18 protein-coding genes are annotated in these 25,486 nt (G+C 68.0%); 7 read left to right on the top strand and 11 right to left on the bottom strand.

Going from position 1 to position 25,486, the window contains the following annotated elements:
- Positions 1–256: 256 nt before the first annotated feature.
- Entirely contained in the window at positions 257–8,032 is a 7,776-nt protein-coding gene (locus tag DB31_RS01985; RefSeq protein ID WP_240486479.1) for a S8 family serine peptidase, read from the top strand.
- A gap of 165 nt (positions 8,033–8,197) precedes the next feature.
- Complete coding sequence (locus tag DB31_RS01990) at positions 8,198–8,581, top strand: hypothetical protein (RefSeq protein WP_044181159.1); 384 nt, start codon at positions 8,198–8,200, stop codon at positions 8,579–8,581.
- Positions 8,582–8,588: 7 nt separating this feature from the next.
- On the opposite strand, the gene DB31_RS01995 is transcribed toward DB31_RS01990, so the two are convergent.
- Positions 8,589–9,749, bottom strand: a complete 1,161-nt coding sequence (locus DB31_RS01995; RefSeq protein ID WP_240486480.1) for a hypothetical protein — start codon at positions 9,747–9,749, stop codon at positions 8,589–8,591.
- A 53-nt stretch (positions 9,750–9,802) separates the two neighbouring features.
- Positions 9,803–11,644 carry a gamma-glutamyltransferase gene (gene ggt, locus DB31_RS02000; protein ID WP_044181162.1) on the bottom strand — a complete coding sequence of 614 codons (1,842 nt, stop codon included), beginning with the start codon at positions 11,642–11,644 and terminating at the stop codon, positions 9,803–9,805.
- Positions 11,645–11,715: 71 nt separating this feature from the next.
- Here ggt and DB31_RS02005 point away from each other — a divergent pair, with 71 nt between their 5' ends.
- Complete coding sequence (locus DB31_RS02005; protein WP_240486481.1) at positions 11,716–12,198, top strand: putative toxin-antitoxin system toxin component, PIN family; 483 nt, start codon at positions 11,716–11,718, stop codon at positions 12,196–12,198.
- Between the two features lie 64 nt (positions 12,199–12,262).
- Here the strand turns inward: DB31_RS02005 and DB31_RS48505 are convergent, their stop codons facing one another.
- Both DB31_RS48505 and DB31_RS02015 read right to left on the bottom strand, forming a co-directional pair.
- The gene (locus DB31_RS48505; protein ID WP_157231746.1) at positions 12,263–12,628 is read right to left on the bottom strand and encodes a hypothetical protein; all 366 of its coding nucleotides are present in this window, start codon (positions 12,626–12,628) and stop codon (positions 12,263–12,265) included.
- A 143-nt stretch (positions 12,629–12,771) separates the two neighbouring features.
- Positions 12,772–14,079 carry an NAD(P)/FAD-dependent oxidoreductase gene (locus DB31_RS02015; protein ID WP_240486482.1) on the bottom strand — a complete coding sequence of 436 codons (1,308 nt, stop codon included), beginning with the start codon at positions 14,077–14,079 and terminating at the stop codon, positions 12,772–12,774.
- Between the two features lie 181 nt (positions 14,080–14,260).
- Between DB31_RS02015 and DB31_RS02020 the strand changes: the two genes are divergently transcribed.
- Positions 14,261–14,644: a DUF4180 domain-containing protein gene (locus tag DB31_RS02020; protein WP_044181168.1), complete on the top strand. Its 384-nt coding sequence runs from the start codon at positions 14,261–14,263 to the stop codon at positions 14,642–14,644.
- Positions 14,645–14,681: 37 nt separating this feature from the next.
- Here the strand turns inward: DB31_RS02020 and DB31_RS02025 are convergent, their stop codons facing one another.
- The gene (locus DB31_RS02025) at positions 14,682–15,311 is read right to left on the bottom strand and encodes a glutathione S-transferase family protein (protein ID WP_044181171.1); all 630 of its coding nucleotides are present in this window, start codon (positions 15,309–15,311) and stop codon (positions 14,682–14,684) included.
- The gene (locus tag DB31_RS02030) at positions 15,308–17,005 is read right to left on the bottom strand and encodes a M28 family metallopeptidase (protein WP_083967967.1); all 1,698 of its coding nucleotides are present in this window, start codon (positions 17,003–17,005) and stop codon (positions 15,308–15,310) included. The genes DB31_RS02025 and DB31_RS02030 overlap by 4 nt, the downstream gene beginning before the upstream one ends.
- A gap of 61 nt (positions 17,006–17,066) precedes the next feature.
- Between DB31_RS02030 and DB31_RS02035 the strand changes: the two genes are divergently transcribed.
- Both DB31_RS02035 and DB31_RS02040 read left to right on the top strand, forming a co-directional pair.
- Positions 17,067–18,317 carry a threonine aldolase family protein gene (locus DB31_RS02035; RefSeq protein ID WP_052419653.1) on the top strand — a complete coding sequence of 417 codons (1,251 nt, stop codon included), beginning with the start codon at positions 17,067–17,069 and terminating at the stop codon, positions 18,315–18,317.
- A 127-nt stretch (positions 18,318–18,444) separates the two neighbouring features.
- Positions 18,445–19,260 (top strand): siderophore-interacting protein, encoded by an 816-nt coding sequence (locus DB31_RS02040; protein WP_044181173.1) that lies wholly within the window; start codon positions 18,445–18,447, stop codon positions 19,258–19,260.
- A gap of 9 nt (positions 19,261–19,269) precedes the next feature.
- On the opposite strand, the gene DB31_RS02045 is transcribed toward DB31_RS02040, so the two are convergent.
- The 3 genes from DB31_RS02045 to DB31_RS02055 are packed head-to-tail and all read right to left on the bottom strand — an operon-like array spanning position 19,270 to position 22,044.
- Entirely contained in the window at positions 19,270–20,091 is an 822-nt protein-coding gene (locus tag DB31_RS02045) for a heme ABC transporter ATP-binding protein (protein WP_044181176.1), read from the bottom strand.
- Entirely contained in the window at positions 20,088–21,167 is a 1,080-nt protein-coding gene (locus tag DB31_RS02050; RefSeq protein ID WP_075305821.1) for a FecCD family ABC transporter permease, read from the bottom strand. The genes DB31_RS02045 and DB31_RS02050 overlap by 4 nt, the downstream gene beginning before the upstream one ends.
- Positions 21,148–22,044 (bottom strand): heme/hemin ABC transporter substrate-binding protein, encoded by an 897-nt coding sequence (locus DB31_RS02055; protein WP_044181178.1) that lies wholly within the window; start codon positions 22,042–22,044, stop codon positions 21,148–21,150. Before DB31_RS02055 ends, DB31_RS02050 begins: the two co-directional genes overlap by 20 nt.
- A gap of 109 nt (positions 22,045–22,153) precedes the next feature.
- Between DB31_RS02055 and DB31_RS02060 the strand changes: the two genes are divergently transcribed.
- Entirely contained in the window at positions 22,154–22,459 is a 306-nt protein-coding gene (locus DB31_RS02060) for a DUF3817 domain-containing protein (RefSeq protein WP_044181181.1), read from the top strand.
- A 176-nt stretch (positions 22,460–22,635) separates the two neighbouring features.
- Here the strand turns inward: DB31_RS02060 and DB31_RS02065 are convergent, their stop codons facing one another.
- Together DB31_RS02065 and DB31_RS48510 are read right to left on the bottom strand one after the other, a co-directional pair.
- The gene (locus DB31_RS02065) at positions 22,636–23,289 is read right to left on the bottom strand and encodes a glutathione S-transferase family protein (protein WP_044181185.1); all 654 of its coding nucleotides are present in this window, start codon (positions 23,287–23,289) and stop codon (positions 22,636–22,638) included.
- Positions 23,290–25,318: 2,029 nt separating this feature from the next.
- Entirely contained in the window at positions 25,319–25,474 is a 156-nt protein-coding gene (locus DB31_RS48510) for a collagen-binding domain-containing protein (protein WP_157231748.1), read from the bottom strand.
- Positions 25,475–25,486 lie beyond the last annotated feature (12 nt).

Here is a 25,486-nt window from a genome sequence, read left to right on the forward strand (position 1 = left end):
CCCGGCTGCTGCCCTGCCCGTGAAAAACCCTGTGACAAGCGGTTTTTCCCCAAATTCTCATGAGCTCAAAGAATTGTTGACGGTTTGAAATTTCCTTTCTCACGGTGATAATTGCGCAACATTGCAGTGGGACCGGATCCGCATCGAGCGCGTGCGGAAACCGCGGATCGCAGCGCTCGCGAGTCGGGGCCAAGACCATATGAACCATCCAGTAAGCCGGCTGCCCGGAACAGGGCTGCGAGCCAGGAGCACCCGCGTGCTCGGGCTGGTCGGAATGCTTTCGCTGTTGGGCTGTGAGGGCTCGGGGAACACGTCCGAGCCGCAGTCCGAGAGCGTCAGTGCGGAGCAGCTCACGCACAAGGTGCAGCTCACCGCGAAGCAGGCGCAGGAGCTGCGGGAGCGCGGCGCCGCCGTTCACGAGATCGCTGACTACGGTGCATTCAAGCTGGTGCAGGTGGATGACAAGGCGCTGGCCTCGCTGCCCGAGGGCGCCGAGCTCCGCGACGACTACAACGACATCCTGCTGAACGCGGGCACCATCGACACCGCGTCCGAGCACGGTCAGGGGCTGCGCGGCGTCAAGCAGCAGGCCGCCACGGGCAAGCGCTTCCACCTGGTGCAGTTTGCCGGCCCCATCCAGCCCGAGTGGTACCAGCAGCTGGAGGCCACGGGCGCGCGGATCGTCTCGTACATCCCGAACAACGCCTACCTCGTGTACGGCAGCGCCCCCTCGCTCAACTCCCTGCAGGGTCTGTCCGACAAGGCGAAGATCGTCCAGTGGAACGGCGAGTACCTGAACGACTACAAGCTCCACCGCAACGTCCAGACGTCCACCTCGGAGACGTTCGAGGTGCAGCTCATCAAGGATGAGGAGGCCAACGAGGAGACGCTGGAGCTCATCCGCCGCCTGCAGTCCCAGAGCGGGACGATCCAGGAGGCCCTCGGCTACGTGAACGTGCACACGTACCTGAAGGTGAACGATCTCTACCAGATCGCCACTCGCCCGGACGTGCTGTCCATTCAGCCGCGCCCCATGCCGCGCAAGTTCGACGAGCGGCAGAACATGATCATCTCCGGCAACCTCACCGGCACGCAGCCCAACGGGCCGACGTGGCTGGCGTGGTTGGCCTCCAAGGGCTTCACCCAGGCGCAGTTCACCGCATCCGGCTTTGGCGTGGACGTGACGGACAGCGGCGTGGACAACGCCAACCCGGCGGCGCCCAACCACTTCGGGCTCTACACGAGCGGCATCGTCACCAGCCCAAGCCGCCTGATGTACGCGCGCCTCGAGGGCACGGCCAACACGGGCAGCACCATCCAGGGCTGCGACGGCCACGGCAACCTGAACACGCACATCATCGGCGGCTACTCCAACCTCACGGGTGCGCCGTTCGAGGACTCGGCGGGCTTCAACTACGGCGTGGGCGTGGCACCCTTCGTGAAGTTCGGCTCGTCCGTCATCTTCGACCCGGGCACCTTCACCAACCCCAACTACGAGAACCTGCAGTCCCGCGCGTACCGCGACGGCATGCGCATCAGCTCCAACAGCTGGGGCGCCAGCACCAGCGCTTACACCACGGACGCGCAGCGCTATGACGCGCTGGTGCGTGACGCGCAGCCGGCCACCTCGGCCGTGCCTGCCGCGGGCAACCAGGAGATGGTCATCGTCTTCGCGGCCGGTAACGACGGCTCCACCGCGGGCTCGGTGGGCAGCCCCGGCACCGCGAAGAACGTCATCACCGCGGGCGCTTCCGAGAACGTGCAGGCCTTTGGCGGCGCGGACCAGTGCGGCACGACGGATGCCGAGGCCAACAGCGCCATGGACATCGTCGCCTTCTCCAGCCGCGGTCCCACGGCGGATGGCCGCAAGAAGCCGGACCTGATGGCGCCGGGCACGCACGTGTCTGGTGGCGTGGCCCAGGCGGCGCTCTCCGCCAACCCGCCAACGGGCAACGGTGGCGCGCTCAGCTGCTTCAACGCCACGGGCGTGTGCGCGGGCCCCAACTCCAGCAACTTCTTCCCGGTGGGCCAACAGTGGTACACGGCCTCCTCGGGTACCTCGCACTCCACGCCGGCCATCGCTGGCGGCGCGGCCTTGGTGCGCCAGTACTTCATCAACCAGGGAATGGCCCCGCCGAGCGCGGCGATGACGAAGGCCTTCCTGATGAACTCGGCCCGCTACATGACGGGCACCAGCGCCAATGACACCCTGTGGTCCAACAACCAGGGCATGGGCCTGATGGACCTGGGCATGGGGTTCGACGGCGTGCCCCGCCTGCTGGACGACCAGAGCGCGGCCAACCTCTTCACCGCCACGGGCCAGACGCGCACCTTTAATGGCGTCATCGCGGACACCACCAAGCCGTTCCGCGTCACCCTGGCGTGGACGGACGCGCCGGGCTCCACCACCGGCAGCGCGTGGAAGAACAACCTGGACCTGGTGGTGACGCTGGGCAGCAACACCTATAAGGGCAACGTCTTCACCGGGGCCAACTCGGTGACGGGCGGCTCGGCGGACGCCTCCAACAACGTGGAGAGTGTGTTCCTGCCCGCGGGCACCTCCGGTCCCTTCACCGTGACGGTGACGGCGACGAACATCAACTCGGACGGCGTGCCGAACAACGCCTCCTCGCTGGACCAGGACTTCGCCCTCATTGCCTACAACACGTGCCAGACCGCGCCTCCGTCGCTCTCGGACGTGGCGGCCACGGCCACGGCGGACAACAGCGTCACCGTGACGTGGACGGGCAACGGCGCGGACTCCTACAACGTCTATCGCGCCACCACGGCGGGCGGCCCGTACACGCGCCTGAACACCGCGCCGGTGACGGGCACCAGCTTCGTGGACAACAACGTCTCGGGCACCATCACCTACTATTACGTGGTGCGCGGCGTGCTGTGCGCCGAGGCCCCCAACTCCAACGAGGCCTCCGTCACGGCGACGGGCACGTGCGCCCTGCCGCCCACCTTCACGGGCGCCACCAACGCGACGAGCGCCGGCACTTCGACGTGCGCCAACACCGTGGCCTGGGCCGCGGCCACGCCCACCTGCGGCGGCTCGCTGACCTACTCGGTCTACCGCAGCACCACCTCGGGCTTCACTCCGTCCGGCGCCAACCGTATCGCCACGGGCGTCACGGGCAGCAGCTACGCGGACGACCAGGGCGTCGTCGCCGGGACGCGGTACTACTACGTGGTCCGCGCCACGGAGACAGGCGGGGCCACCGTGGAGGAGACGAACACCGTGGAGCGCTCGGCCCTGGGCTCGGGCTCGGCGTCGGTGGGCGTCCGCTTCTTCGACGACTTCGACGGCAACCGCCCGGCCAACGCAGCCGCCTACTACCTCACCTCGGGAACGGCGGGCACGTTCAACCTCACCACGGGCTGCCACTGGCAGTCTTCCAACAAGTCGTACCGCTTCGGCGCGGCAGCCACCACGTGCGGCGGCACCTATGGCACCAGCGTCCAGTCGGTGCTGTCGCTGGGCGGCAACGGCTCCACGGCCGGCATCAACGGCTTCGCCATCCCGTCCACGGCGACCGGCGCGCAGATGACGTTCAACGTCTGGTACCAGCTCGAGGCGAGCTACGACGGCGTCTGGCTGGCCTACAGCACCACGGGTGCGACCGGTCCCTGGACCGCCGTGGGTGAGACGTCGAGCACCACGGCGCCGTACATCACCGCCACCAGCTACGACGGCACGATCGGCGGAGTGACCAACCGGGTCTGGACGACCCAGACCGCGGGCGCGGCTGCCAATGGGGCGCTGAAGGCCGTCACCGTGAACCTGAACCCGCTGGCGGGACGGACGGTGTGGTTCGCGTTCCAGACCTACACGGACACCTCCGTCGTCTACGAGGGCTTCTACGTGGACGACATCCGCATCAACGCGGAAGGGTACACCGCCTGCACCACCAACACGCCTCCCGCAGGTCCGGCCGCGTCGTACACGGTGACGGGTCTGCCGACCACGGTGGCGGCGGGTACGCAGACCACATTCACCCTCACGGCCAAGGACTCGCTGGGCCAGACGGCCACCGGCTACACCGGCTCGGCGATCTTCACCAGCTCGGACACGCAGGCGGTGCTGCCGGCCTCGGTGAGCTTCACCGCAGGCGTGGCCACCAACGTCCCCGTCACCTTCAAGACGGCGGGCACCCGGACCCTCACCGCGAAGGACTCGGCCGCCCCGGCCATCACCGGCAGCGGGAGCACCTCGGTCACCGCAGGCACGGCGGCGAGCCTGGCCTTCACGGCCCAGCCCTCCAACACCGTGGCGGGCGCCTCCATCACCCCGGCGGTGAAGGTGAGCCTGGCGGATGCGTACGGCAACCCGATCACCTCGGGCACCAACAGCGTGACGATCGCGCTGGGCAACAACCCGGGCGGTGGCACGCTGAGCGGCACCACCACCGCGACGATGGCGGCGGGTGTGGCCACCTTCAGCAACCTGTCCATCAACAAGGCAGGCGTGGGCTACACGCTGACGGCCAGCTCGGGGACGCTCACCAGCGCCACCAGCGCCGCCTTCAACATCACCGGGGGCCCGGCGGCCAGCCTCACGTTCCTGACGCAGCCGTCCAACGGCACGGCGGGCGTACCGCTCACCCCGGCGGTGCAGGTCGCCCTGCTGGACGCGTTCGGCAACCGCGCCTCCGGCAACAACAACGTCACCGTCGCGCTGGGCACCAACCCGACCAGCAGCCCGCTCACCGGCACCACCACGGTGGCGGCCGTCGACGGCGTGGCGACGTTCAGCGACGTGGCGCTCACCAAGGCGGGCTCGGGCTACAAGCTGGATGCCAGCTCGGGGACGCTCACAGGCGTGACGAGCACCGCGTTCGACATCGCCGCGGCGGCGCCGTACCGGGTGCTCATCACCCAGCAGCCGAGTGACATCGTCGCGGGCGGCACCCTCACCCCGGCCGTCAAGGTGGCGCTGTACGACCGCTACGGCAACGCGGCGACGCTGGCCACGACGGCGGTGTCAGTGTCGCTGGGAACCAACCCCTCGGGCGGGACGCTGAGCGGCAGCACGACGATCCCCGCGGCGGGCGGCGTGGCCACCTTCAGCAACCTGTCGGTGGACCGCGTGGGCTCCAACTACACCCTGGTGGCGGGCGCCAGCGGCCTGGTGGCGGACATGAGCGTGGGCTTCAACGTCCTCGCCGGTCCTCCGGCGGCGCTGGCCTTCACGGCCTCACCCTCGGGCAACGTCACCGCGGGCTCGGCCTTCACGGCCCGGGTGGCGGTGCGTGACGCGGGCGGCAACCTGGTAACGGGCACGCCGGTGCAGGTGACGCTGGCTCTGGGCAACGCCTCGGGCGCCACCCTGAGCGGCACCACCACGGCGACCACCGTCAACGGCGTGGCCACCTTCACGGGCCTCTCCGTCAACCAGGCGGGCGCGGGCTACTCACTGCTGGCGAACGCCTCGGGCCTGGTGTCCGCGACGTCTCCGGACTTCAACGTGGTGCCGGGTCTGGTCTCCGCGCTGGCCTTCCAGGTCCAGCCGGGCAACGCCTCGGCGGGTGCGGCCATTGCTCCCGCGGTCGAGGTGGCGCTCAAGGATGCCCAGGGCAACACGGTGACGTCGTCCAGCGCCAGCATCACGGTGTCGCTGGGCGCCAACCCGGCCGGCGGCACGTTGAGCGGCACGAGGACGATCAACGCCCTCAACGGCGTGGCCACCTTCGAGGGCCTGAGCGTAAACAAGGCCGGTACGGGCTACACGCTGAAGGCCTCTGCGGGCGCCATCAACACCCCGAGCAGCAGCTTCGACGTGGCGGCGGGTCCGGCGGCGCGGCTGAGCTTCCGCGCGGCTCCGGCCAGCGGCACGGCGGGTGCGGTGCTCGGCTCCGTCCAAGTGGAGCTGCAGGATGCGCAAGGCAACCTGCTCACCGGCTCCACGTCGCAGGTGTCCCTGAGCCTGGGCGGTGCGACGGGCGGTACGCTGAACGGCACCACCACGGTGGCGGCGGTGGGCGGTGTGGCCACCTTCGACACGCTGGCCATCGAGCACGCGGCCACGGGCTACACGCTGACAGCCAGCACGGCGGGCGTGCCGAACCTCACCAGCGGCGCGTTCGACATCGCTCCGGCGGCGGCGGCGCGGCTGGTCTTCACCACGCAGCCGAGCAACAGCGCGGCAGGCGCCCCCATCACCCCGGCGGTGAAGGTGGCCCTGCAGGATGCCTACGGGAACCCCGTGACGAGCGTGCCCCAGAGCGTCACGCTGGACCTGGTGTCCAACGCCGCGGGCGGCACGCTGAGCGGCACCACCACGGTGGCGACCGTCAACGGCGTGGCCACCTTCGGTGACCTGTCCATCGCTCGGGCGGGCACGGGCTACACGCTGACGGCCTCGGCGGGCACGCTCACGGGCGCGACCAGCTCGGCCTTCGACGTGGCGACGGGTGGCGTGGCGCGGCTGGTGTTCAAGCTGGCGCCAGCGAACACGACGGCGGGCACGCCGCTGTCCACCACCTCCGTGGAGCTGCAGGACGCGCAGGGCAACCGCGTGGACTCGTCGGCCAGCATCACCCTGTCGCTCACGGGCGGCCAGGGTGGCACGCTGGGCGGCACCACCACGGTGGCGGCCATCAACGGCGTGGCCACCTTCGGTGCTCTGTCCATCCATCAGGCCGGCGTGGGCTACCAGCTGGTGGCGCACGGGGCCGGGGCGCCGGACGCCACGAGCACGGCGTTCGACGTGGCCCACGGTCCGGTGGCGGCCCTGGTGCTCACGGTGCAGCCGGGCAACACGGCGGCGGGCACGTCCATTGCTCCCGCGGTCCGGGTGACGCTGAAGGACGCCTTCGGCAACGTGGCCACCAGCGCCACGGACGCCGTCACGGTGGCCCTGGGCAGCAACCCGCGCAACGGCACGCTGTCGGGCACGAAGACGGTCAACGCCACCAGCGGCGTGGCCACCTTCGCCAACCTGTCCATCGACAAGAAGGGCACGGGCTACACGCTCACGGCGAGCTCCGGCGCGCTGCCCACGGTGACGAGCACGGCGTTCGACATCACCAACGGCCACGGTCCGAAGCTGGTCTTCCGCACCGTGACGTCGCAGGTGACGGCGGGCGAGGCGCTGCCCGCCATCGAGGTGGAGCTGCAGGACGCGCTGGGCAACCCGTTCGACGATGCCTCGTTCAACGTGACGCTGAGCCTGGGTGAGAACACGGTGGCGGGCCAGCTCTACGGCCGCGCGACGGTGGCCTCGGCGGGCGGCGTGGCGAAGTTCGAGGGTATGAACCTGCGCAAGGCGGGCAATGGCTACACGCTGGTGGCCACGGCCCAGGGTTTCGAGGGTGCGACGAGCACGGCCTTCACGGTGGATCCGGCGGTGGCGGCCAGCTTCGCGCTGACGTTCCCGGCCAGCGTGACGGCGGGCCATGAGGCGACGCTCTCCGCGATCGCCTACGACGCCTACGGCAACTTGGCTTCCAACTACTCGGGCACAGTGATGGTGACGAGTTCCGACCCAGCGGCCCCCGCCGGCTTCAACGAGAGGTGGATCCACGGCGTTCTCAGGAGTCTCCAACTCATCCTCAAGACCTCGGGGCCGCAGCGCATCACGTTGACGGACACCGAGAATACGGCGCTCACGGCGACGGCGCAGTTGAACGTGACGCCGTTCGCTCAGCCCACGGTGACGGTAACGGATCCGGCGGGTGGCACGAACGTCTCCGGCTCGGTCAACATCAATGCCACGGCGGCGGTGGCGCCGGGCACCACGGTGGCCAAGCTGCAGCTCTTCGTGGACGGCAAGGAGATCGCCAGCGGCACCGAGGCGACGCTCGCCGGCACGTGGAACAGCTCGGACGCCGAGGGTGGCTCGCACGTCATCACCGCAGTCGTCACGGATGGGGCGGGCAACATGGTGACGTCCGCTCCGGTGGTGGTCTTCACCGAGTCGGGCTGCGGCTGCGGCGCCACCTCGAGCACCGACGCCGCGGTGTACCTGGGCCTGCTGCTCCTGGCGCACTACGCCTTCGGGCGGCGCCGCAAGCAGAGCGCGGTGTAACTCGGAGCAAAGCCCTGGGCGCCTGAGCGGGCGTCCGGGGCGGGCCGGGCGGAGAAGGGAGTTCCGCCTGGCTGCCTCACCCCTCAGCAACTGACAGAGAATGCGCCGGCGTGGACCTTTCCACCCGGCGCATTTGTTTTACTGGGGTACAGGAGGAAGCACCTCATGGCACTGCTGGCAGGCACGATGGGCGCGTGGGCGGTGGCGCTGGTTCTCTCGACGGGCCCGGCGAAGCCGGAACAGGCGCAGGTCCTCAAGCAACAGGCGGAGAAGCTCGCGTCCGAGGCGAAGGCGCTGGCCAAGCCGGACGGGTGCGCCCAGGTGGAGGAGTGCGAGGTGGCGGGGTTCGGCCACAAGGCATGCGGCGGGCCGCGCGAGTTCATCGCCTACTGCGCGAAGACAACGGACGTGAAGGCGCTGCAGAGCAAGCTGGCCGAGCTCGAGAAGGCAGAGCAGGCGTGGCAGAAGGCGACAGGAGAGATGTCCAACTGCGGCCTGCAGCGCAGGCCGCCTCCCCGTTTCGTGGATGGGCAGTGCCGGACTCGGTGAGGCCGGATCAGCCCTTCATCTTCGAGCAGGCTTCGCGGTCCGTCGCGACGCGCTTCTGCGCGCGGCTCAGCTCTTCCTGGGAGTTCGTCACCGCCTGCTGAACACTGGCCTCGGCGGCGGTCCAGGCGGCGGCGTCCTTGACCTTGAGCTCCTGGGCGATAACCAGGGACTGCTGGTCCGCCTTGTGCTGGGCCTCGACGGCCGCGGCCCACTTCGCGTCCGCCTCGACCACCTGGTCGCACTTGGCGATCAGCTCCGGCATCAGCTTCTTGTCCTTGGACTTCTGGAACTTCATCACCGCCGCGTCATAGGCCTCGGAGGCGCTGTCGCGGGCGCCGAACCACAGCGTGCTGTCCGCCGCGCGCTGCTGGCGCACCAGCTCGTTCTGGAGGAAGCGCTGCTCGGTCAGCGGGTCCGTGGAGGGCTCGGTGGCCAGCGAGTTGAAGTGGATGAAGCGCCGGGAGAACCGCATCTCCTCCGTGGGCGCCTTCACCGGCAGGGCCGCCATCTTCTGCTGGAGGCACGTGGCCAGCGCGGTGCCCTCAGGCGTGGTGACCGGATCGAACGTCACCGTGGGAGTGGTCTGCCCCTGAGCCACCTGGACGTGAGCCATGAGCGTGGGCGGAACCTGGGTGGTGAAGCTCGCATAGCAGTCACACCACTGCGGCTGGCCCAGGCGCACCGCGCCCGAGTAGTCCGAGCCCGCGTCCCCACCGAGCGTAACAGCGAGGCTGCGGCCCTGCTCATGGGAGAACTCGGCCTCGGCAGTCACTGCGGCGGCGCCCTTGGGCGAGACGGTGAGCGGCACCCGAGCCTCCACGGCCTTCTGCACACAGGCCTGGCCCTCGGGGGAGAGGTTCTCACCCGAGACGGTGTATTGGCCGCCCTGGTCGGAGACCCGGGCCTTCACCACGACGCGGGTGCTCTTGGCCTCGCCACGCGAGGTGGGCGGCACCAGGCACTCCATGACCTGCGGCCGCAGCGCCGACAGCGCGCCCAGGAGGATGTCCGGGTTCACGGGCTGGGGCAGCTGCACGGGCTGGGCGCTCTGGCAGACGGCCGTGTCGAACGGGTGCTGGTTGGAGACGCGGACCGTGTCCTGGACAGCGGCGGCCCCGTCCTTCTTCTGCACGGGAGCGCAGGAGGCGGTGAGAGCGAGGGAAGCCACGACGGCTCGACGCAACATCATGAGGAGGTTCTCCCGGGTTGAGACTGCGGGGCTCACTTACCAGTTTCTTCGACGACCATGGCGCTCCCTCCACCGCGGCGCCGGGGCTCGGCCACGGCGGTGACGGTGCCGTCGTCGTTGAAGCGGATGGCGGTGGTGGCGCCAATCTGGCCGCCCATGGGAGTCACATCGCGGAACACGTAGCCCTTTGCCTGGAGCGCGGCGCCCTCGGGCGAGGCGATGAACTCGGGCTCGGCCTGGCTGGAGCCATCAGGCACGTTGCGCTGGGAGACGCGGGGAGCGCCCACGGCCTCCAGCAGCGGCATACCGAGGTCCAGGTGGTTCACGAGCGTCTGCAGCACGGTGGTGATGATGGTACTGCCCCCGGGGCTGCCGAGCGTCAGCAGAGGCTTGCCGTCCTTGAACACGAGCGTGGGAGCCATGCTGCTGCGAGGGCGCTTGCCGGGCTCGGGGATGTTGGCGTGCGGGGCGGCCGGGTTCGGGGGCACGTCGAAGTCCGTCACCTCGTTGTTGAGCATGAACCCATAGCCCGGAACGGCGATGCCACTGCCGCCCTCAGACTCGATGGTGCACGTATAGGAGACGATGTTGCCTGCCTTGTCCGAGGTGGAGATGTGCGTGGTCTCCCGGTTGGGCACATCCAGCACCGACACGAGCGAGGGAGAAGCCCCCACCTCCGCGCGAGGAACGAAGCTCGGATCCTCCTGGAAGGCGAAGGGGTTGCCCGGAGGCACCTCGCGCGTGGCCGCCTTCGTCAGGTCCATCGCCTTGCGCCGCTCGGCCGCATAGGCCTTCGAGAGCAGCCCGGACACGGGCACGTCCACGAACTCCGGGTCAGCGACGTAAGCGCTCCGGTCCGCGAAGGCCAGCCGCGAGGCTTCGATATAGCGCTGGAGGAAATCCACCCGGCTCATGGAGGCGGGCTCATCCGCCTCGAGCAGGTTCAGGGCCAGCTCCACGGCAATACTTCCACTGGTGGGCGCGCCCATGCCGTAGAGGGTGTAGCCACGGTAAGTGCTCTTCACGGGCTCGCGAATGCGCGCCTCGTAGTCCGCCAGATCCGACAGCTGCATCACGCCCGGGCGTACCTTCTTCGGGGCGCCGGGCACCACCGGCGGATGCGCCAGCGTCTCCACGATGGCCTTGGCGATCTCACCTCGATAGAAGGCGCGACTGCCGCCCTCGGCCACCAGCCGGTACGTCTTCGCCAGGTCCGGGTTCTTGAACACCGAGCCCACGGGGTACGGCTTTCCCTCGGGCGTCAGCAGGAGCTGGGCAGTGCTGGAGAACATCTTGAAGCGGTCCAGGTTGCGCGAGGTCTGCTCGAAGAAGAACGAGTCCACCTCGAAGCCCTGCTCGGCCACGCGGATGGCGGGCTGGAGGACGTCGGAGAGCTTCTTCGTGCCGTAGCGCTCCAGGGCCAGCTCCCAGCCGCGCACATTGCCGGGCACGCCCGTGGAGAGCCCGCTGGCCATCAGCTCGGGAAAGGGAATGGGCGCGCCGTTCTCGTAGAAGTGACTGCGGTTCAGAGCCCGAGGCGCCGTCTCGCGGTGGTCCACGGTGACGACGCGCTGCTCATCGGCCAGGTAGATGACCATGAAGCCCCCGCCCGCGATGGCACAGGAGTACAGGTCCGTCACACCGATGACGCTCGCCGCAGCCACCGCCGCGTCCACAGCGTTGCCACCGCTCTTGAGCATCTCGATGGCGGCCGCGGTGGCTCGCACGTCGATGGTGGAGGCCGCGCCGCCGCGCCCGGTGGCTTGGGGCGTGGACGGAGGCGCAGGCACGGGGGAAGAGGAGGCCGACTTGTCGTGGACACAGGAGACGGCCAGCAACACACCGGCACACGCTGCGGGGAGGAGTCTGCGCATGGGGAGTCCTAGAGGATGGCTTGGCGGCGTACCCTAGCCCGCTCGGCCCCCAGGAGGGGACAGGATGCGGCATGCTGCTGGAATTCAACATGTCCCGGCCCTCCCCTGCCCCGCTCTCGTTTCCACTCCCCGTGGTGCTCGACACCAACGTGGTCCTGGATCTGCTGGTGTTCGACGACCCGGTCAGCCGTCCGCTGGCGGAAGCCCTCGCGCAGGGCTCGCTCATCGCCTGGGCGGACGCGGAGACCCTCCTGGAGCTGGAGCGGGTGCTCACCCTGCCCATCTTCAAGCTGGACGAAGTCCGCCAGCGCGACGTCTACGCCCGCTACCTGAGCCAGGTGCGCCAGGTGCCCGCCTCGATCCAGGAGCCCCTTCCCGAGCTACCCCGGTGCCGGGATCGAGACGATCAGAAGTTCCTCCTGCTCACGGCGCGCGCGGGCGCGGCCTGGCTCGTGAGCAAGGACAAGCGGGTGCTCTCCCTCGCGGATCGCCACGGCCTGCCGTTCACGATCGTCTCTCCAAGACAGGCGGTGGAGCGGCTGATGCCGCTCTGAACACAAGACCGCGCCCCCCGGAATCCCCAGGGGGACACGGTACGCCAAAGCCCTGAAGCTCCTCTCAGCGGCGGGTATCCGGGTTGGAGCCCGACGAGCCCGTGCCAGTACTACCGGGGGCACCGCTGCCCTGCATGTTGCCACTGCTGGAGGTGCTGCCGCTCTGCTCAGAGCCGCTGGTGGTGCCACTGGTGGAGCCACTGCCCTGCATGTTCCCGCTGCTGGTGGAACCCGCGCCACCGGTCCCCGTGCTGCTGGAGCCCTCCGTCTGTCCCGTGCTGCCCGAGCCGCCGACGCCGCGCCCCGAGGTCTGCCCCGTCCCCCGGGCTCCCTGTTGGCCCGGCTGACTTGGCTGCTTACAGCCCCAGCCAAGCAGCGCAGCGGAAGCCACGGCCCCTACCAGAAAGACATTCCTGAAGCCCTTCTTCATGTCCTATCTCCTCTGTGAGTGGACTCGCGAAGAAGCTGGGCTTCGGGGCGCGGAAGGAACATTGTCCTTCTGGCTCACGCCCCCCCGAGTGCCTCCAGGAGCAGCAAATCAGCCACGCCTCTCCTGGACGCCAGGCTTCACGTTCAGTGCACGTGCGCGGGCGTTGCGCTCCGGCTCCCCTCGGCCAGGGAAGGCACGGCGACCGAGTGCGGCAGCAGCTCGTCGCTGGGCCCGCCGGTGATGAGCCGCACCTTCCGCCGCCGGGTGACGAAGTAGTAGAGCCACTGCAACATCACCGACGCGCGATTGCGGAAGCCGATGAGGAAGAAGATGTGGATGCCTGCCCACGCGAGGTAGGCTGGCCACCCCTTGACGCGGATCTTCTCGTGCAGGGTGAGGCCCACGGCCGCGCCGCGCCCCACCACCGCGAAGGAGCCTCGATCGTTGTAGCGGAACGACAGCAGAGGCTGGCCCTGTATCTGGCGGCGAATGTTCTGGGCCGTGTGCCGCCCCATCTGCATGGCGGCGGGAGCCACTCCGGGCACGGGCTTTCCGTCCTGGAGGATCGACGCCACGTCTCCAATGACGAAGAGGCCCTCTCGGCCAGGCACCTCCAGGTTCGGCGTCACCTTCACACGGCCCGCCTTATCCAGCGGCACACCCAACGAGCGCACGAGGGGCGAAGCCGCCACGCCGGCTCCCCACAACACCGTGCGAGCGGAGATCCGGCCATCCCCCACCTGGACACCGTGGGCATCCACGTTCGTCACCATCGCGCCCGTGCGGACCTCCACGCCGCGCGCCTGGAGATCGCGCCGGGCCCGCTCGGAGAGCTCCTCCGGGTAGACGGTGAGCACGCGCGGCAGTCCCTCCAGCAGGAGAACGCGCGCCTGGGTGGTATCGATGCGGCGGAAGTCCTGGGGCAGCGTGATGTGCGTCAGGTCCGCGAGCGCTCCGGCCAGCTCCACGCCCGTGGGCCCGCCTCCGATGATGACGAAGGTCATCCACTCGCGCTGGCGCTCCGGATCCGTCTCGCGCTCGGCGGCCTCGAACGCCAGCAGCACGCGGCGGCGGATCTCCAGCGCGTCATCAATGGTCTTCAGCCCCGGAGCGAACTGCGCCCACTCCGGGTGCCCGAAGTACGAGTGCGTGGCCCCGGTGGCGACCACCAGGAAGTCATAGGGCAGCTCTCCGGCTTCCGTGATCACCACCTTGCGCTCGGCGTCGATGGAGCGCGCCTCGGCGAGCAGCACGGTGGTATTGGGCGCGTGCAGCACGGTGCGGATGGGAGCGGAGATGTCTCCGGGGTTCAGCACGGAGGTGGCCACCTGGTAGAGCAGGGGCTGGAAGAGGTGATGGTTGTAGCGGTCCACCACTGTCACCTTCACAGGGGCACGGGCCAGCGCCTTGGCGGCCTGCAGCCCGCCGAAGCCCGCGCCCAGGATGACCACATGGGGTTCATGTCCGGCCGGTCGTTGCATGCGCGAAAGGTAGGGCGCACAGGAACTCCGCACAGGGGACGTCTCCTACGGACAAGAGGACGGCCGCCGGGCGCCTGAGCAGCCAGCCGGCCAGAACCTGACAGAGCACGCCTGTCCTCCTAAGGTCCCTTCCGGGAGACCCGGGACGAACATGAACGCTCAAATCATGGAGCTGGAAGGCATCCGCATCCTCGAACTGCCCGAGGACGGGCCGGTGGTGCAGGACGCTTCGAGCCTACTCAGTCTGGCTTTCGAGCATCAGGCCGACATGATGACCATTCCCGCCGCTCGACTGGGAGAGTCCTTCTTCAAGCTCGCCACAGGTGTGGCGGGCGAGCTTGTCCAGAAGTTCACCACCTACCGCATCCGGTTGACCATCTTGGGCGACATCTCGGCCCAGGTGGCGAACAGCAACGCGCTCCGGAGCTTCGTCTACGAGGCGAACAAGGGCAGCCAGCTCTGGTTCCTGGAAAATCGCGAGGCCCTCGTGGAGCGCCTCGCGCGCGGCTCGCAGTCTCCCACTTCGCGGAGCTAGGGCGCCCAGGGCTCGCCGGACGGAGCGCCTCGAAGGGCTACGCCTTCTTCGCAGAGAGTTCCGCGTCCTTCGCGCGAGCGCGAGCCAGTGCGGGGCGGGCATTGACCCGCTCGATATAAGCCTTGATCTCCGGAGACTCGGGCACGAGCTTGAAGCCGGTGGTCCAGGCGAGCGCGGTGCCCCAGAGGACATCGGCGGCCGTGAAGGTGTCACCCAGGAGCCAAGGCCCCTTGGAGAGCTGCTGCTTCAAGGTGGTGAGCATCGTGTCGAAGTCGCCGTAGGGAGAAGTGCCGGGCGCGACGGACTCGTGCTTCATGGAGCGATCCATCAGAGCGGGCTCGAAGCAGGAGCCGTAGAACACCATCCAGCGCAGGTACGGCCCCCGGAGCGGGCTGCCCACTGCGGGCGACAGCCCCGCCTCGGAGTAGAGCTCGGCCAGGTACATGTAGATGGCGGCCTGCTCGGTTACGACCACGTCGCCATGCTTGATGGTAGGGATCTTACCCATCGGGTTGATGGCCAGGAACTCCGGCTTGCGCGAGTCACCGGCCTGCAGGCTGAGCACCTGGAGCTCATAATCGGCGTTGAGCTCTTCGAGGAGGATCCGCACGCCGGCGGCGCGCGAGGAGGGATTGTAGAAGAGGACGACATGGCGGTTGGAGGTCATGGGCTCCCTTTAACAAACTTCCGGGCGGCAGCGGACCGATCCCGAATCTCTTTGAACTCCGACCCGGACTTCCACGCGGGCCAGCGGTCCGACGAGGCCAGCTCGCGGCCGATGTCATAGAGAAGCTGCACATCCTGGGCGGCGCCTCGGAGGTCCCAGCTGTCGCTCCACGCATCGCAGGGCTGGTGGTAGCAGCGCGCGGTGTAATCGGCGACCCAGCGATCACCGGCCTCGCGGCCTCCGTTCACCAGGTCATGCCCGCCGCCCAGGGCCATGAGCAGCAACACGGGCACACCGCGCTTGGCCAGGGAGAAATGGTCAGCGCGGTAGAACAGACCTCGCTCGGGCTTCGCATCGGGCGTGACGGTGCGCCCCTGGCGAGCAGCGGCCTGGGCGAGCGCATCCTCCAGCTCATTCTGTCCATGGCCGACGAGCACCACATCCCGGGACAGCCCCGCGGTCTGGAGAATGTCCACGGTCAGGTTCGCCACCATGGTGTCGAGGGGCTGCAGCGGATGCCTGCCGTAGTACTCCGAGCCGAGCAGTCCTGGCTCCTCGGCGGTCCAGGCGGCGAAGACCAGAGAGCGCTCGGGCCGAGGCCCCTGCTGAAACGCGCGAGCGATCTCGATCATCCCCGCGATGCCGATGGCGTCATCCACGGCACCGTGGCGGACAGTGCTGCCGGAGGCGTCAGCCGGACCCACGCCATAGGCATCCCAGTGGCCGCCGTACATGATCGACTCTTGGGGACGCTTCGAGCCAGGCAGCCGGCCAATCACATTCTGGCTGTCGGCACGAGCGTGGGTCAGGGCGTAGTCGGCGGAGAGGCTGACGCCCTTGAGGAGCACGGGCTTGAAGCTGGCCTTGCGCGCCTCGACCTTGAGCCTCTCGAGGTCCAAGCCCGAGCGAGCGAACAGCGCGGCAGCGGCGTCACGGTGAATCCAGCCCTGCATCAGGACCTTCTCCTTCTCAGGCTGGGCGCGGACGATGTCGAAGCTCTGGCCGTTGCCGGCGGTAACGGTGGACCAGCCGTAACCGGCGCCGGGAGTGTCATGGACGATCAGCGCCCCGATGGCGCCGCGACGGGCGGCCTCCTCGAACTTGTAGGTCCACCGGGCGTAGTAGGTGGCCGCCTGTCCTCCGAACTTCCCCCGGACAGCCTCGCCCTCCTGGGCTTCAAAATCGGGGTCGTTGATCAGGAAGACGGCGATCTTTCCGCGGACGTCCGTGCTCTTGAAGTCATCCCAGCCCCGCTCTGCGGCGGAGACGCCATAGCCCACGAACACCAGCGGGACCTTGTCGATCTTCACGCGCTGGAGGGGACGCTGGGTGTTGACCATCACCTCCTGGCCCTGCCGCAACGAGACCGTCTTGCCCCCCGAAAGCAGCTTCAGGGTGACGTTGTCGCCCATCTGGAAGCGGACGAGCGGAACCTTCTGGGTCCATCCACCGTTCTCGCCGCCAGGCTCCAGCCCCACTGCTTTGAACTGCTGGATGATGTACTCCAGGGTTTTCTGCTCGGCCGGGCCGCCCGGAGCACGGCCCATGAACTCATCCGAAGCGAGCACCTTGACGATCTGCGACAGCCGCGCGGGCTCAATGGGCCCAGAGTCCTGAGCCTGCCCTCTCCCCGAGAACAGGAGAACGGCGGCGAGGGTCAGAGAAGTGAGCTTCGAAGCGCTCCAAGGAGTCATGGCGGCAACCCTAAAACGGGCCATGCCGTCGGCAAAAGATGACAGGATGAAAGGACTCCCCATGACCCATCCCAAGCTCAGCCGTGCCGAGTTCCTCGCACTCACGGGCCTGCTGGCCGGCTCCTCGCTCCTCTCCAGCACCGGGAATGCCGCTGAACCCAAGGTCACTCCGCCGAAGGCAGGCGCGGCCGGCGTGGCGGCACCCCGGGCAGAACCTCCCGCCCTCACGGGCAAGGCCCTGGCGAATCTGCGGCGCGGTTGCCGTGGCTCGCTCACTCCCGGCAGTTCGGAGGACGATGCCGCCGAGCTGATCCGGGTGGGGGAATGGGTGCGGAAGCAGGGCCTGTCCGCGGACTTTTATGGCGATGGGGAGCTGGTCCAGTCCTTCGAGCAGCGCGTCGCGGCGCTGCTGGGCTTCGAGGACGGGTGCTTCATGCCCACAGGCACCATGGCCCAGCTCATCGTCCTAAGGATGTACGCGGACGCCAGCGGCAACCGGAACGTGGGGCTCCACCCCTCCTCCCACCACGTGCTCCACGAGGACGACAGCTATGCCGCGCTGCACGGGTTACGCGCGGTGCTGCTCTGCCCCTGGGCTCGGCCGGTGCTCGCCAGCGACGTGCGAGAGGCGCGTGACTCCCTGGCAACGGTCAGCGTCGAGCTGCCGGTGCGCTGGCTGGGGGGACAGCTCCAGACGTGGGAGCAACTCGAGGAGCTCAAGCGCACCTGCCGCGAGCGCGGGGTAAAGCTCCACATGGACGGCGCCCGGCTGTGGGAGTCCCAACCCTTCTATGGGCGCTCCTACGCGGACATTTGCCGCGGCTTCGACTCCGTCTACGTGTCCTTCTACAAGATGGTGGGAGGCATGGGCGGCGCGATGGTGGTCGGCGGGCGCGACTTCATCCGCAACACACGCATCTGGAGACACCGGCACGGCGGCAACGTGTTCCACATGCTGCCGTACGTGGCGTCCGCGGCGATGCGCCTGGACGACGTGCTGCCCCGCATCCCCGGCTATGTCGAGCGCGCGAAGACGCTCTCGGAGGCGATCGCGAGCGACACGCGGCTCACGGTGCTCCCCCGCCCCGTGCAGACCAACCTCTTCCGCGTCTTCTTGCGCGGAGATCCGAAGGCGCTCTCGCGCCAGCGCGACCGCATCGCGAGCGAGGACAGAATCTGGGTGGCCAATGGCTTCAGCCAGACCCGTGTGCCCGGAGTGGTCGAGACGGAACTCCAGATCGGGCCGGGGCTCGGAGGCGTCAGCGACGCGGACGCCGCGCGAGCCTTCTCCCGCCTGCTCTCTGCCACCTGATGGCTCGAGCGGACGCAAGAAGGCGAGCTTCGAAGCATTCAGAAAAGTCATGGGCGGCGATCCTGGATGGGGCTGTGCCTCCTGGAAAGGTGCTCCTGCTGAGAGGAGATGCCCTAAAATCCCCCGGATGAGTTCACGTGAACGAACCGCTCGAAAGGGCCCCTTCCCCATCAAGGCCCGCATCCTCGAAGTTCTCCGGACGTCCCGCGTCAGCCCGCACATGGTGCGGGTGACGCTCGGCGGCAAAGAGCTGGAGGGTTTCCGGAGCGACGGCGCGGACGATCACATCCGGGTGTTCTTCCCTGCCCAGGGAGAGCGCGTGCCCGTCGTCCCGACCGGGATGGGGCCTCGGGGGCTGGAGTTCCCACCGGACAAGCCGCGCCCAGCGCTGCGCGACTACACCCCCCGGCGTCATGATGCCGCCAAGGGAGAGCTTGATATCGACTTCGTGATCCATGGCTCGGGCCCTGGCTCCACGTGGGCCGCCCAGGCGAAACCGGGTGACATGCTGGGCATCGCCGGTCCCCGAGGCTCGCTGATCGTCGACTACAGCTTCGACTGGTACCTCCTCTTTGGCGACGAGACCGCGCTGCCAGCGATGGCCCGGAGGCTCGAGGAGCTGCCCGCGGGCGCCCGCGCCATCGTGTTCGCCGAGGTCGCCGACGCCTCCGCGCGGATCCCACTCCCGAGCCAGGCCCACGTGGAGCTGACTTGGCTGTACCGCGAGGGCGCCCAGCCTGGCACCACGAACCACCTGGAGAAGGCCGTGCGGGAGCTGACCTTCCCACCGGGGGACTCCTTTGCGTGGGGCGCGGGTGAGTCCACCCTCATGCGCACGCTGCGGCTGCACCTGCTCAACGAGCGGAGGCTGAACAGGACGTGGATGAACGTCACCGGCTATTGGAAGCGGGGCGTGGAGGACCACGACCACGACGAGGAGTGAGCCCGCTCCTCAGGGGTGCTGCTCGAGGAGGGCGCCGGCTGGGCGCTCTCCCGAGACGATGATCGGGCAGTCCAGCCAGGGGTGCGGCAGGGTCGTCATCGGGTAGCCGAACGCACGGCTCAGGATGTCCCTCGTCATGACCGCGTGCGGCGGACCACAGGCGATGGCCTGATGATCGGCGAGGACCAGGACCTTGTCCGCGTACTGAGCGACCAGGTTCAGGTCATGGAGGATGAGGAGCGCCGCGACGCCCTCCCCGGTCAGCTCCTTCACGAGCCGCAAGGCCTTGTGCTGATGGGCGACGTCCAGGCTGCTCGTGGGCTCATCCAGCAGCATCAGCCGGCTTCCAACGTCCTCATGGATCTGCGCGAGCGCACGCGCGAGGTGGACGCGCTGCTGCTCTCCCCCCGAGAGCGTCAGGTAGTTGCGCCCCTCATATCCCTTGAGCCCTACCCGCTCCATGCAGGCGCGAGCGATGCGCACGTCCTCCCGCGACTCCGGACGGCGCTGCTGGTGGGGAAGCCGCCCCAGCATGACAACCTCCAGGGCCTCGTAGGCGAACTGGAGGTTCGTGGTCTGGGGCAGCACGGCCCGCCTCTGGGCCAGCTCGGCCTTCGAGCTGCTCCCGAGGGGAGCGCCGAAGACGCGGAGCTCTCCCCGCTGACAAGGCAGCTCACCGGTCAGGTGCTTGAAGAGCGTGCTCTTCCCCGCGCCATTGCGCCCGATGACCACCATGAACTCGCCAGGCTCCAGGGTCAGGTGGATGCCGGACAGGAGCTGCAGCTCGCCAATACGATAGTGGAGATCTCGAACTTCGAGCGCCGCGGTCATAGGGCGTGGGTCCTCCGCTGCCGCAAGAGCAGGAATAGGAAGAAGGGAGAGCCGGCGAGCGCGGTCACGATGCCGATGGGCAACTCGGAAGGAACCACGACGGTGCGGGCGAGAAGATCCGCGAGCACCAGCAGCGCCGAACCCAGGAGCGCGGACAGCGGCAACAGGACCCGGTGGTTGGGGCCCAACCAGAGCCGGACGAGGTGCGGCACCACCAGCCCCAGGAAGCCGATCATCCCGGAGACGGCGACCCCCGCCCCCACGCCCAGGGCCACGAGCGCCACGATCTTCCACTTGGTTCGCTCCACCTGAATGCCCAAGTGGTTCGCGTTCGCCTCGCCCAGGAGGAGCGCATTGAGAGGGTTGGCGAGGAGCACCATCCCCACGACGCAGAGCAGGACCAGCGGCGTGATGGTGGAGACCAGGGGCCACGTCGCCCCCGCCAGCGAGCCGAGCTGCCAGAAGGTGATGGTCCGCAGCTGATCGTCGGTCGAGAGATAGGTGAAGAGCCCGGTGGCGGCCACACAGAGGGCGTTGATGGCGACCCCACACAGCAGCATCAGGGCGACCTGGGTTCTCCCATTCTCCTGGGCCAGCGACGAGATGAGGAAGATCGCCGCGAAGCTCCCGAGGAACGCCGCCAGCGGGAGGGTATAGAAGCCCAGGAGCTGGAGCTTGAGCACCGTGACCGCGGCCACGGCGACCGAGGCGCCGCCCGACACCCCGAGCAGACCCGGGTCGGCGAGCGGGTTGCGAAAGAGCCCTTGAAGAGCCACGCCCGCCACGGAGAGCACGGCACCCACCAGCACGCCCAGCAGGACGCGCGGGAGCCGGATGATGCAGAGCACCGCATCCTGCTGCTCCGTGAACTCAGCGAGCGGCGGCAGGCCGACCCGCGAGAGAAGGATGGAGAGCACTTCGAGAGGGCTGATGGACACGGCGCCGACGCCCAGCGAGACCACCACGCTCAGGAGCAGGATCGGCACGAGGACGAGCAGCCCCTTCGCCCTCTTGCCTCGGGCGATTGGGACGTACTCGGTCGGCTGCAAGGCCAGCTCACCGGGAAGGCTGCTCATGAATGGCCGTGAAGAGGGTGTCCGCGAACTGGGGAAAGCGAGGACCGACCCAACGAATGGTGTTGTCCACGGCCAGGATCTTCTTGTTCTTCCCAGCCGGAGTCAGGGCCACGCCCGGGAGCTTCAGGGCCCCCTCGACGCCGCCCACCGCCTCGAGGCCGCGGTTCAGCATGAGGATCGCATCGGGGAAAGCCTGCACCATGCCCTCGGCTGTCAGCGCCTTGGTCCCCGTGGTGAAGTCTGCGGCGTTCTGGCCTCCCGCCAGCTCGATGAGCACGTGGACGCCCGTCTCCTTGCCGTAGACGAAGGCCTCTCCCGGGCCATGCGCGTAGAGGAAGAGGATCCGAGGCTTCTTCTTCAGCGCCGCGATCTTGGTGGCCAGGTCCGCGCGCTGCTTGTCGAGTTCCTGCATCACCCGCTTGCCGGCGTCCTGAACGTTGAAGAGTCGCGCGATGATGTCGATGCGCCTCTTCAGACCGTCGATCCCATCCTTGGCGGAGTTCTCGAGGATCAGGACGGGAACCCCGGCGCTCCGAAGCTGCCCGGCGGTGGCGGGCGTCAGGTTCTCCTCCGTCGCGAGGACCAGGTCCGGCTTCAGGCTGATGATGCCCTCGATGCTGGGATGGTAGGGGTGGCCGACCTTGGCGATCTTCTCCTGCTCGGGAGGCCACGTCCCGCCGACGTCCGTCCCTACGATGGCGTCACCCTTCCCGAGCCTGAACAGGATCTCCACCAGCGAGGAGTTGACCGCGACCACCCGCTTGGGAGCGGCGATGTCCACGGACTGGCCGTCGACGCCCTTGAGCGGCTCTGCCAGGGAGAGCGGGCTCGCGAAGACGATGCCCAGGAGCAACAGCGAGAAGACAGGACGAGTCATTGAATTTGCGAATCAATTTCAAGAAGACATGCGACTCATGTCACCCTCCCGTGGCCGCTGTCAAGGACGGTCGACGTGGTACGCACGCGGAAACAGGTATGATCAGCCCATGTTGAAGACGCCCCTGGGACGCTTCCGTGCCATCGCCCTATTGGAGGGCGTGTCCTTCCTCGTGCTGCTGTTCATCGCCATGCCGCTGAAATACTGGGCCGGCATGCCCCTGGCGGTACGGGTGGTGGGCCTGGCGCACGGCGTGCTGTTCCTGGCGTACCTCCCCTCGCTGCTCGAGGTGGCGGTGGCTCACCGCTGGTCGCTGCCACGCACGGTGGCCGCGTTCGGCGCGTCACTCGTCCCCTTTGGGACCTTCGTGCTCGACGCGAGGTTACGCCGCGAGCAGCAGACCGCAGTCACGTGAAGGACTGAGTCTTTCGCGTACCGGGGCTCTCCGCCAAAGGCGCCGCAGGAAAAGTGGAAGCGGCGGGAATGGTGAAGCTGTTCGAAAATCATCCGCACTTCACGATCTTCCCGTGCGACGCGGTGGACGTGATGCCGTTGCTTTCGGGTCCGCCCGAGGCGTAAGCCCGCGCGCCGTCACCCGGGCGGCGGGGCGGCGTTAAACACCGCCAGTTGCGCAGCGAACGCACGCTTGTAGGCCGGCCGCGCTTCGGCGCGGGCGATATAGGCGGCGAGGTTCGGATACGCCTCGAGAATGCCCGACCCCTGCAGCCTGCGCAGGACCGTCACCATGAGAATGTCGGCCGCGCTGAAGGCGCCGTCGAGCCAGTCGGCGTCGCCGAGGCGCGCGGCGAGATCGTCCAGCCGTTTCCGGATGATGTCGTCCAGCGCGCGCAGGCGATGCTCGTACCAGGGCTGGTCGCGCTCGAGAATCATCACCAGACTGCGGTCGAAGATCGGTGGCTCGACCGTGTTGAGCGCCGCGAACATCCACGCGATCGCGCGCGCGCGGCCATTCGCATCTTCCGGCAGCAGGCCGGCATGGTGCTCCGCGATGTGGAAGACAATCGCGCCGGACTCGAACAGGGCGAGATCGCCCTCCTCATAGGTCGGGATCTGACCGAACGGATGCAGCGCCTTGTGCGAGGGCTCCTTCATCGCATCGAACGACAGCAGACGGACGTCGTAAGGCTGGTCCACCTCTTCCAGCGCCCAGCGCACCCGCATGTCCCGCGCCAGTCCCCTGCCGCGATCGGGCGAGCGTTCAAAGGCGGTGATAGTGATGGTCATGTCCTGCTCCTTGATCGCTCAAAGGACGATCCGATGACGGCGCTCCCGGCACCCCGTGTCGGCGCGGCGTGAGTCCGGTTGCATCCGACCTTGCGATAGCACCCCATCACAACTCAGCCGAGGCCGTCCATGTTGAAGCCGATCGCATCCGCCGCCCTGATGTTGCTGGTCCGCCAAGAACCGATTGTGTCCCGAAATGGAAGCTCTGCCCCTTTTCTCAGAGGGAAAGCGCTTGAGAGCGGCGGGTTGCTCTGCTTGGAGGCGGCGGGATTCGAACCCGCCGCCTGGAATCTCTGGCGAGAGTGATCCAGTTCGCGCGAGTGCGGTTTCCACGAGACTGCCCTCGCGGCCTGCGAAGCGAGCCCGGGCACTGAGACCACCGCAGCCCGCGGGGAGCCCCAAGCAGCAGGTGCCCACTCCCTCCTCTCCTCCTCTGCTCCTCCTAGCTGGGCAGCCTGGGGGTGGGCAGGTGCAATAGGGCTGCACCGCTTCTCCACCGGTCGGGCCCACCCTACACACTCTGGACACCTGATGTAGGGTGGGCGAATGAAACCTGCATCTCTGGGCCTCCTACTCGTGGTGGGGTGTGCTGTTTCGTCCCCTCCTCACAGCACGGCTCAGGACGTGGACGCTGCCAGGGGGCCATGGTTGAAGGTACCCGCGGTCGAAATGCCCACGGGAGATGCCTCCATCCCCATCAGCCTGCTCCGGGACATGGCGGACTCACTTCTCGAGCTTCCCGGCGCCAAGGTGTGCGACCTCGGGAATCAGAGGCCCATTCCAGGCCTCTCCACGGAGTACTGCTCGACGGTATATGTCGCGGGAAACCGCGACTCCCTGTCATGGCGGGTGACAGACCCCATCAGGGGAGACCATCAGTCATGCAGTCCGTTCTTCGCGGTAAAGGATGCCGACTACCCCGCCTCACAAGTGTGGGTCGTAGGGTACATCCACAGTCATCCTTGTGGCACGCCCCCTTCCTCAAGAGATCTCCGCGCATGGCCCACAGACTCGCTCGACCCTTACGTGGCCATGGCGGAATTCCGTCTGGTTCCAGCCAACCCGGCCCCGGCGGTCTACAAAGACACAAACATTGAGATGGCCTCGGCATTGGTGGCGGACCGCCAGGACGGCACACGCATCTTCCTGCGCTACTTTCCCACGGGCGAAATCCAGCAATGGAGTATCGCAAGAGGCAGCTGGATGAGACTCGGCCGCTGCACCCCTGGCAGAGAGGGGCGCCCGCCTCAGTGCGATGAGCCTTTGCGACCGCTGAACGAGTAGGCGGACCTCATGAGCCAACAGCCAGGAAAAAGTGACACGATTTCTCAAGTGACTCCGCAGGCATGGAGGCCAGAGACATGATCAAAGCGTATGCGCTCGCAGGGCTTGCAGTGGTGCTGCCTGGATGTGCCGTCCCCTCCTCTGCATGGAAGGGAAAGGTCGAGTGGCCGAACGATTACCCGAGCAAGAACATCATCCCGTTCATGGAGGCGGGGGCCGCGCTCGCGGCGGCAGCCGCCATCCAAGAGATGATCAAGACCCATCCCCATCCACACTTGTTCCGGGGATGCTCCAGCCCTGAGCAGGGACTGGAAGTTGCCGTCTTCGGGGGCCCGACACCGGGTTTGTATTACGTGATGCTGGAGGAGCGCTTCGATCGGTGCGGCGGCCCGCGCTACCGCGTGCTCGACTGGTGGCACGTGTACGCGGTCACACCCCAAGGTGAAGTCGTGGCAGAAGCCCCTCAACCTCAATGGACGTGGGAGGACGCCGGGGCTGCGCCTTCCCCCCCTGCTCCTCCTCCTCCGGCCGAGCCAACCTGGACACCGGGCGGTCCGTTCCCGCCAGTCCCGTTGTCTCCACCCGCGCCTGAGGCGCCGCCTGCCCCTTCCGCATTACCGCCACCTGCAGCGTCCACGCCAGATCAGAGTTGATCGGATTCAGAGCGAGCGTGCTCGAGAGCGGCGGGTTGCTCTGCGCGGAAGCGGCGGGAATCAAACCCGCCGCGCAGGTCCGAGAAGCCCGTCTACGGCGTCGTGGCTGGGCAGATGTCGCGGTCATGCAGCGGGTTGATATGGCCCTCCGCGTTGCCCATCAGCGACTTGGCGAAGATGCCGCCGTCGAAGCTCCCGTCGATGAAGGTAATGTCCGCGTAGGTGGCCAGCACGCGAGAAGGCGCCATCCGCCACCTGGG

This window comes from Hyalangium minutum (assembly GCF_000737315.1).
GTDB classification, from domain to species: Bacteria; Myxococcota; Myxococcia; order Myxococcales; family Myxococcaceae; genus Hyalangium; species Hyalangium minutum.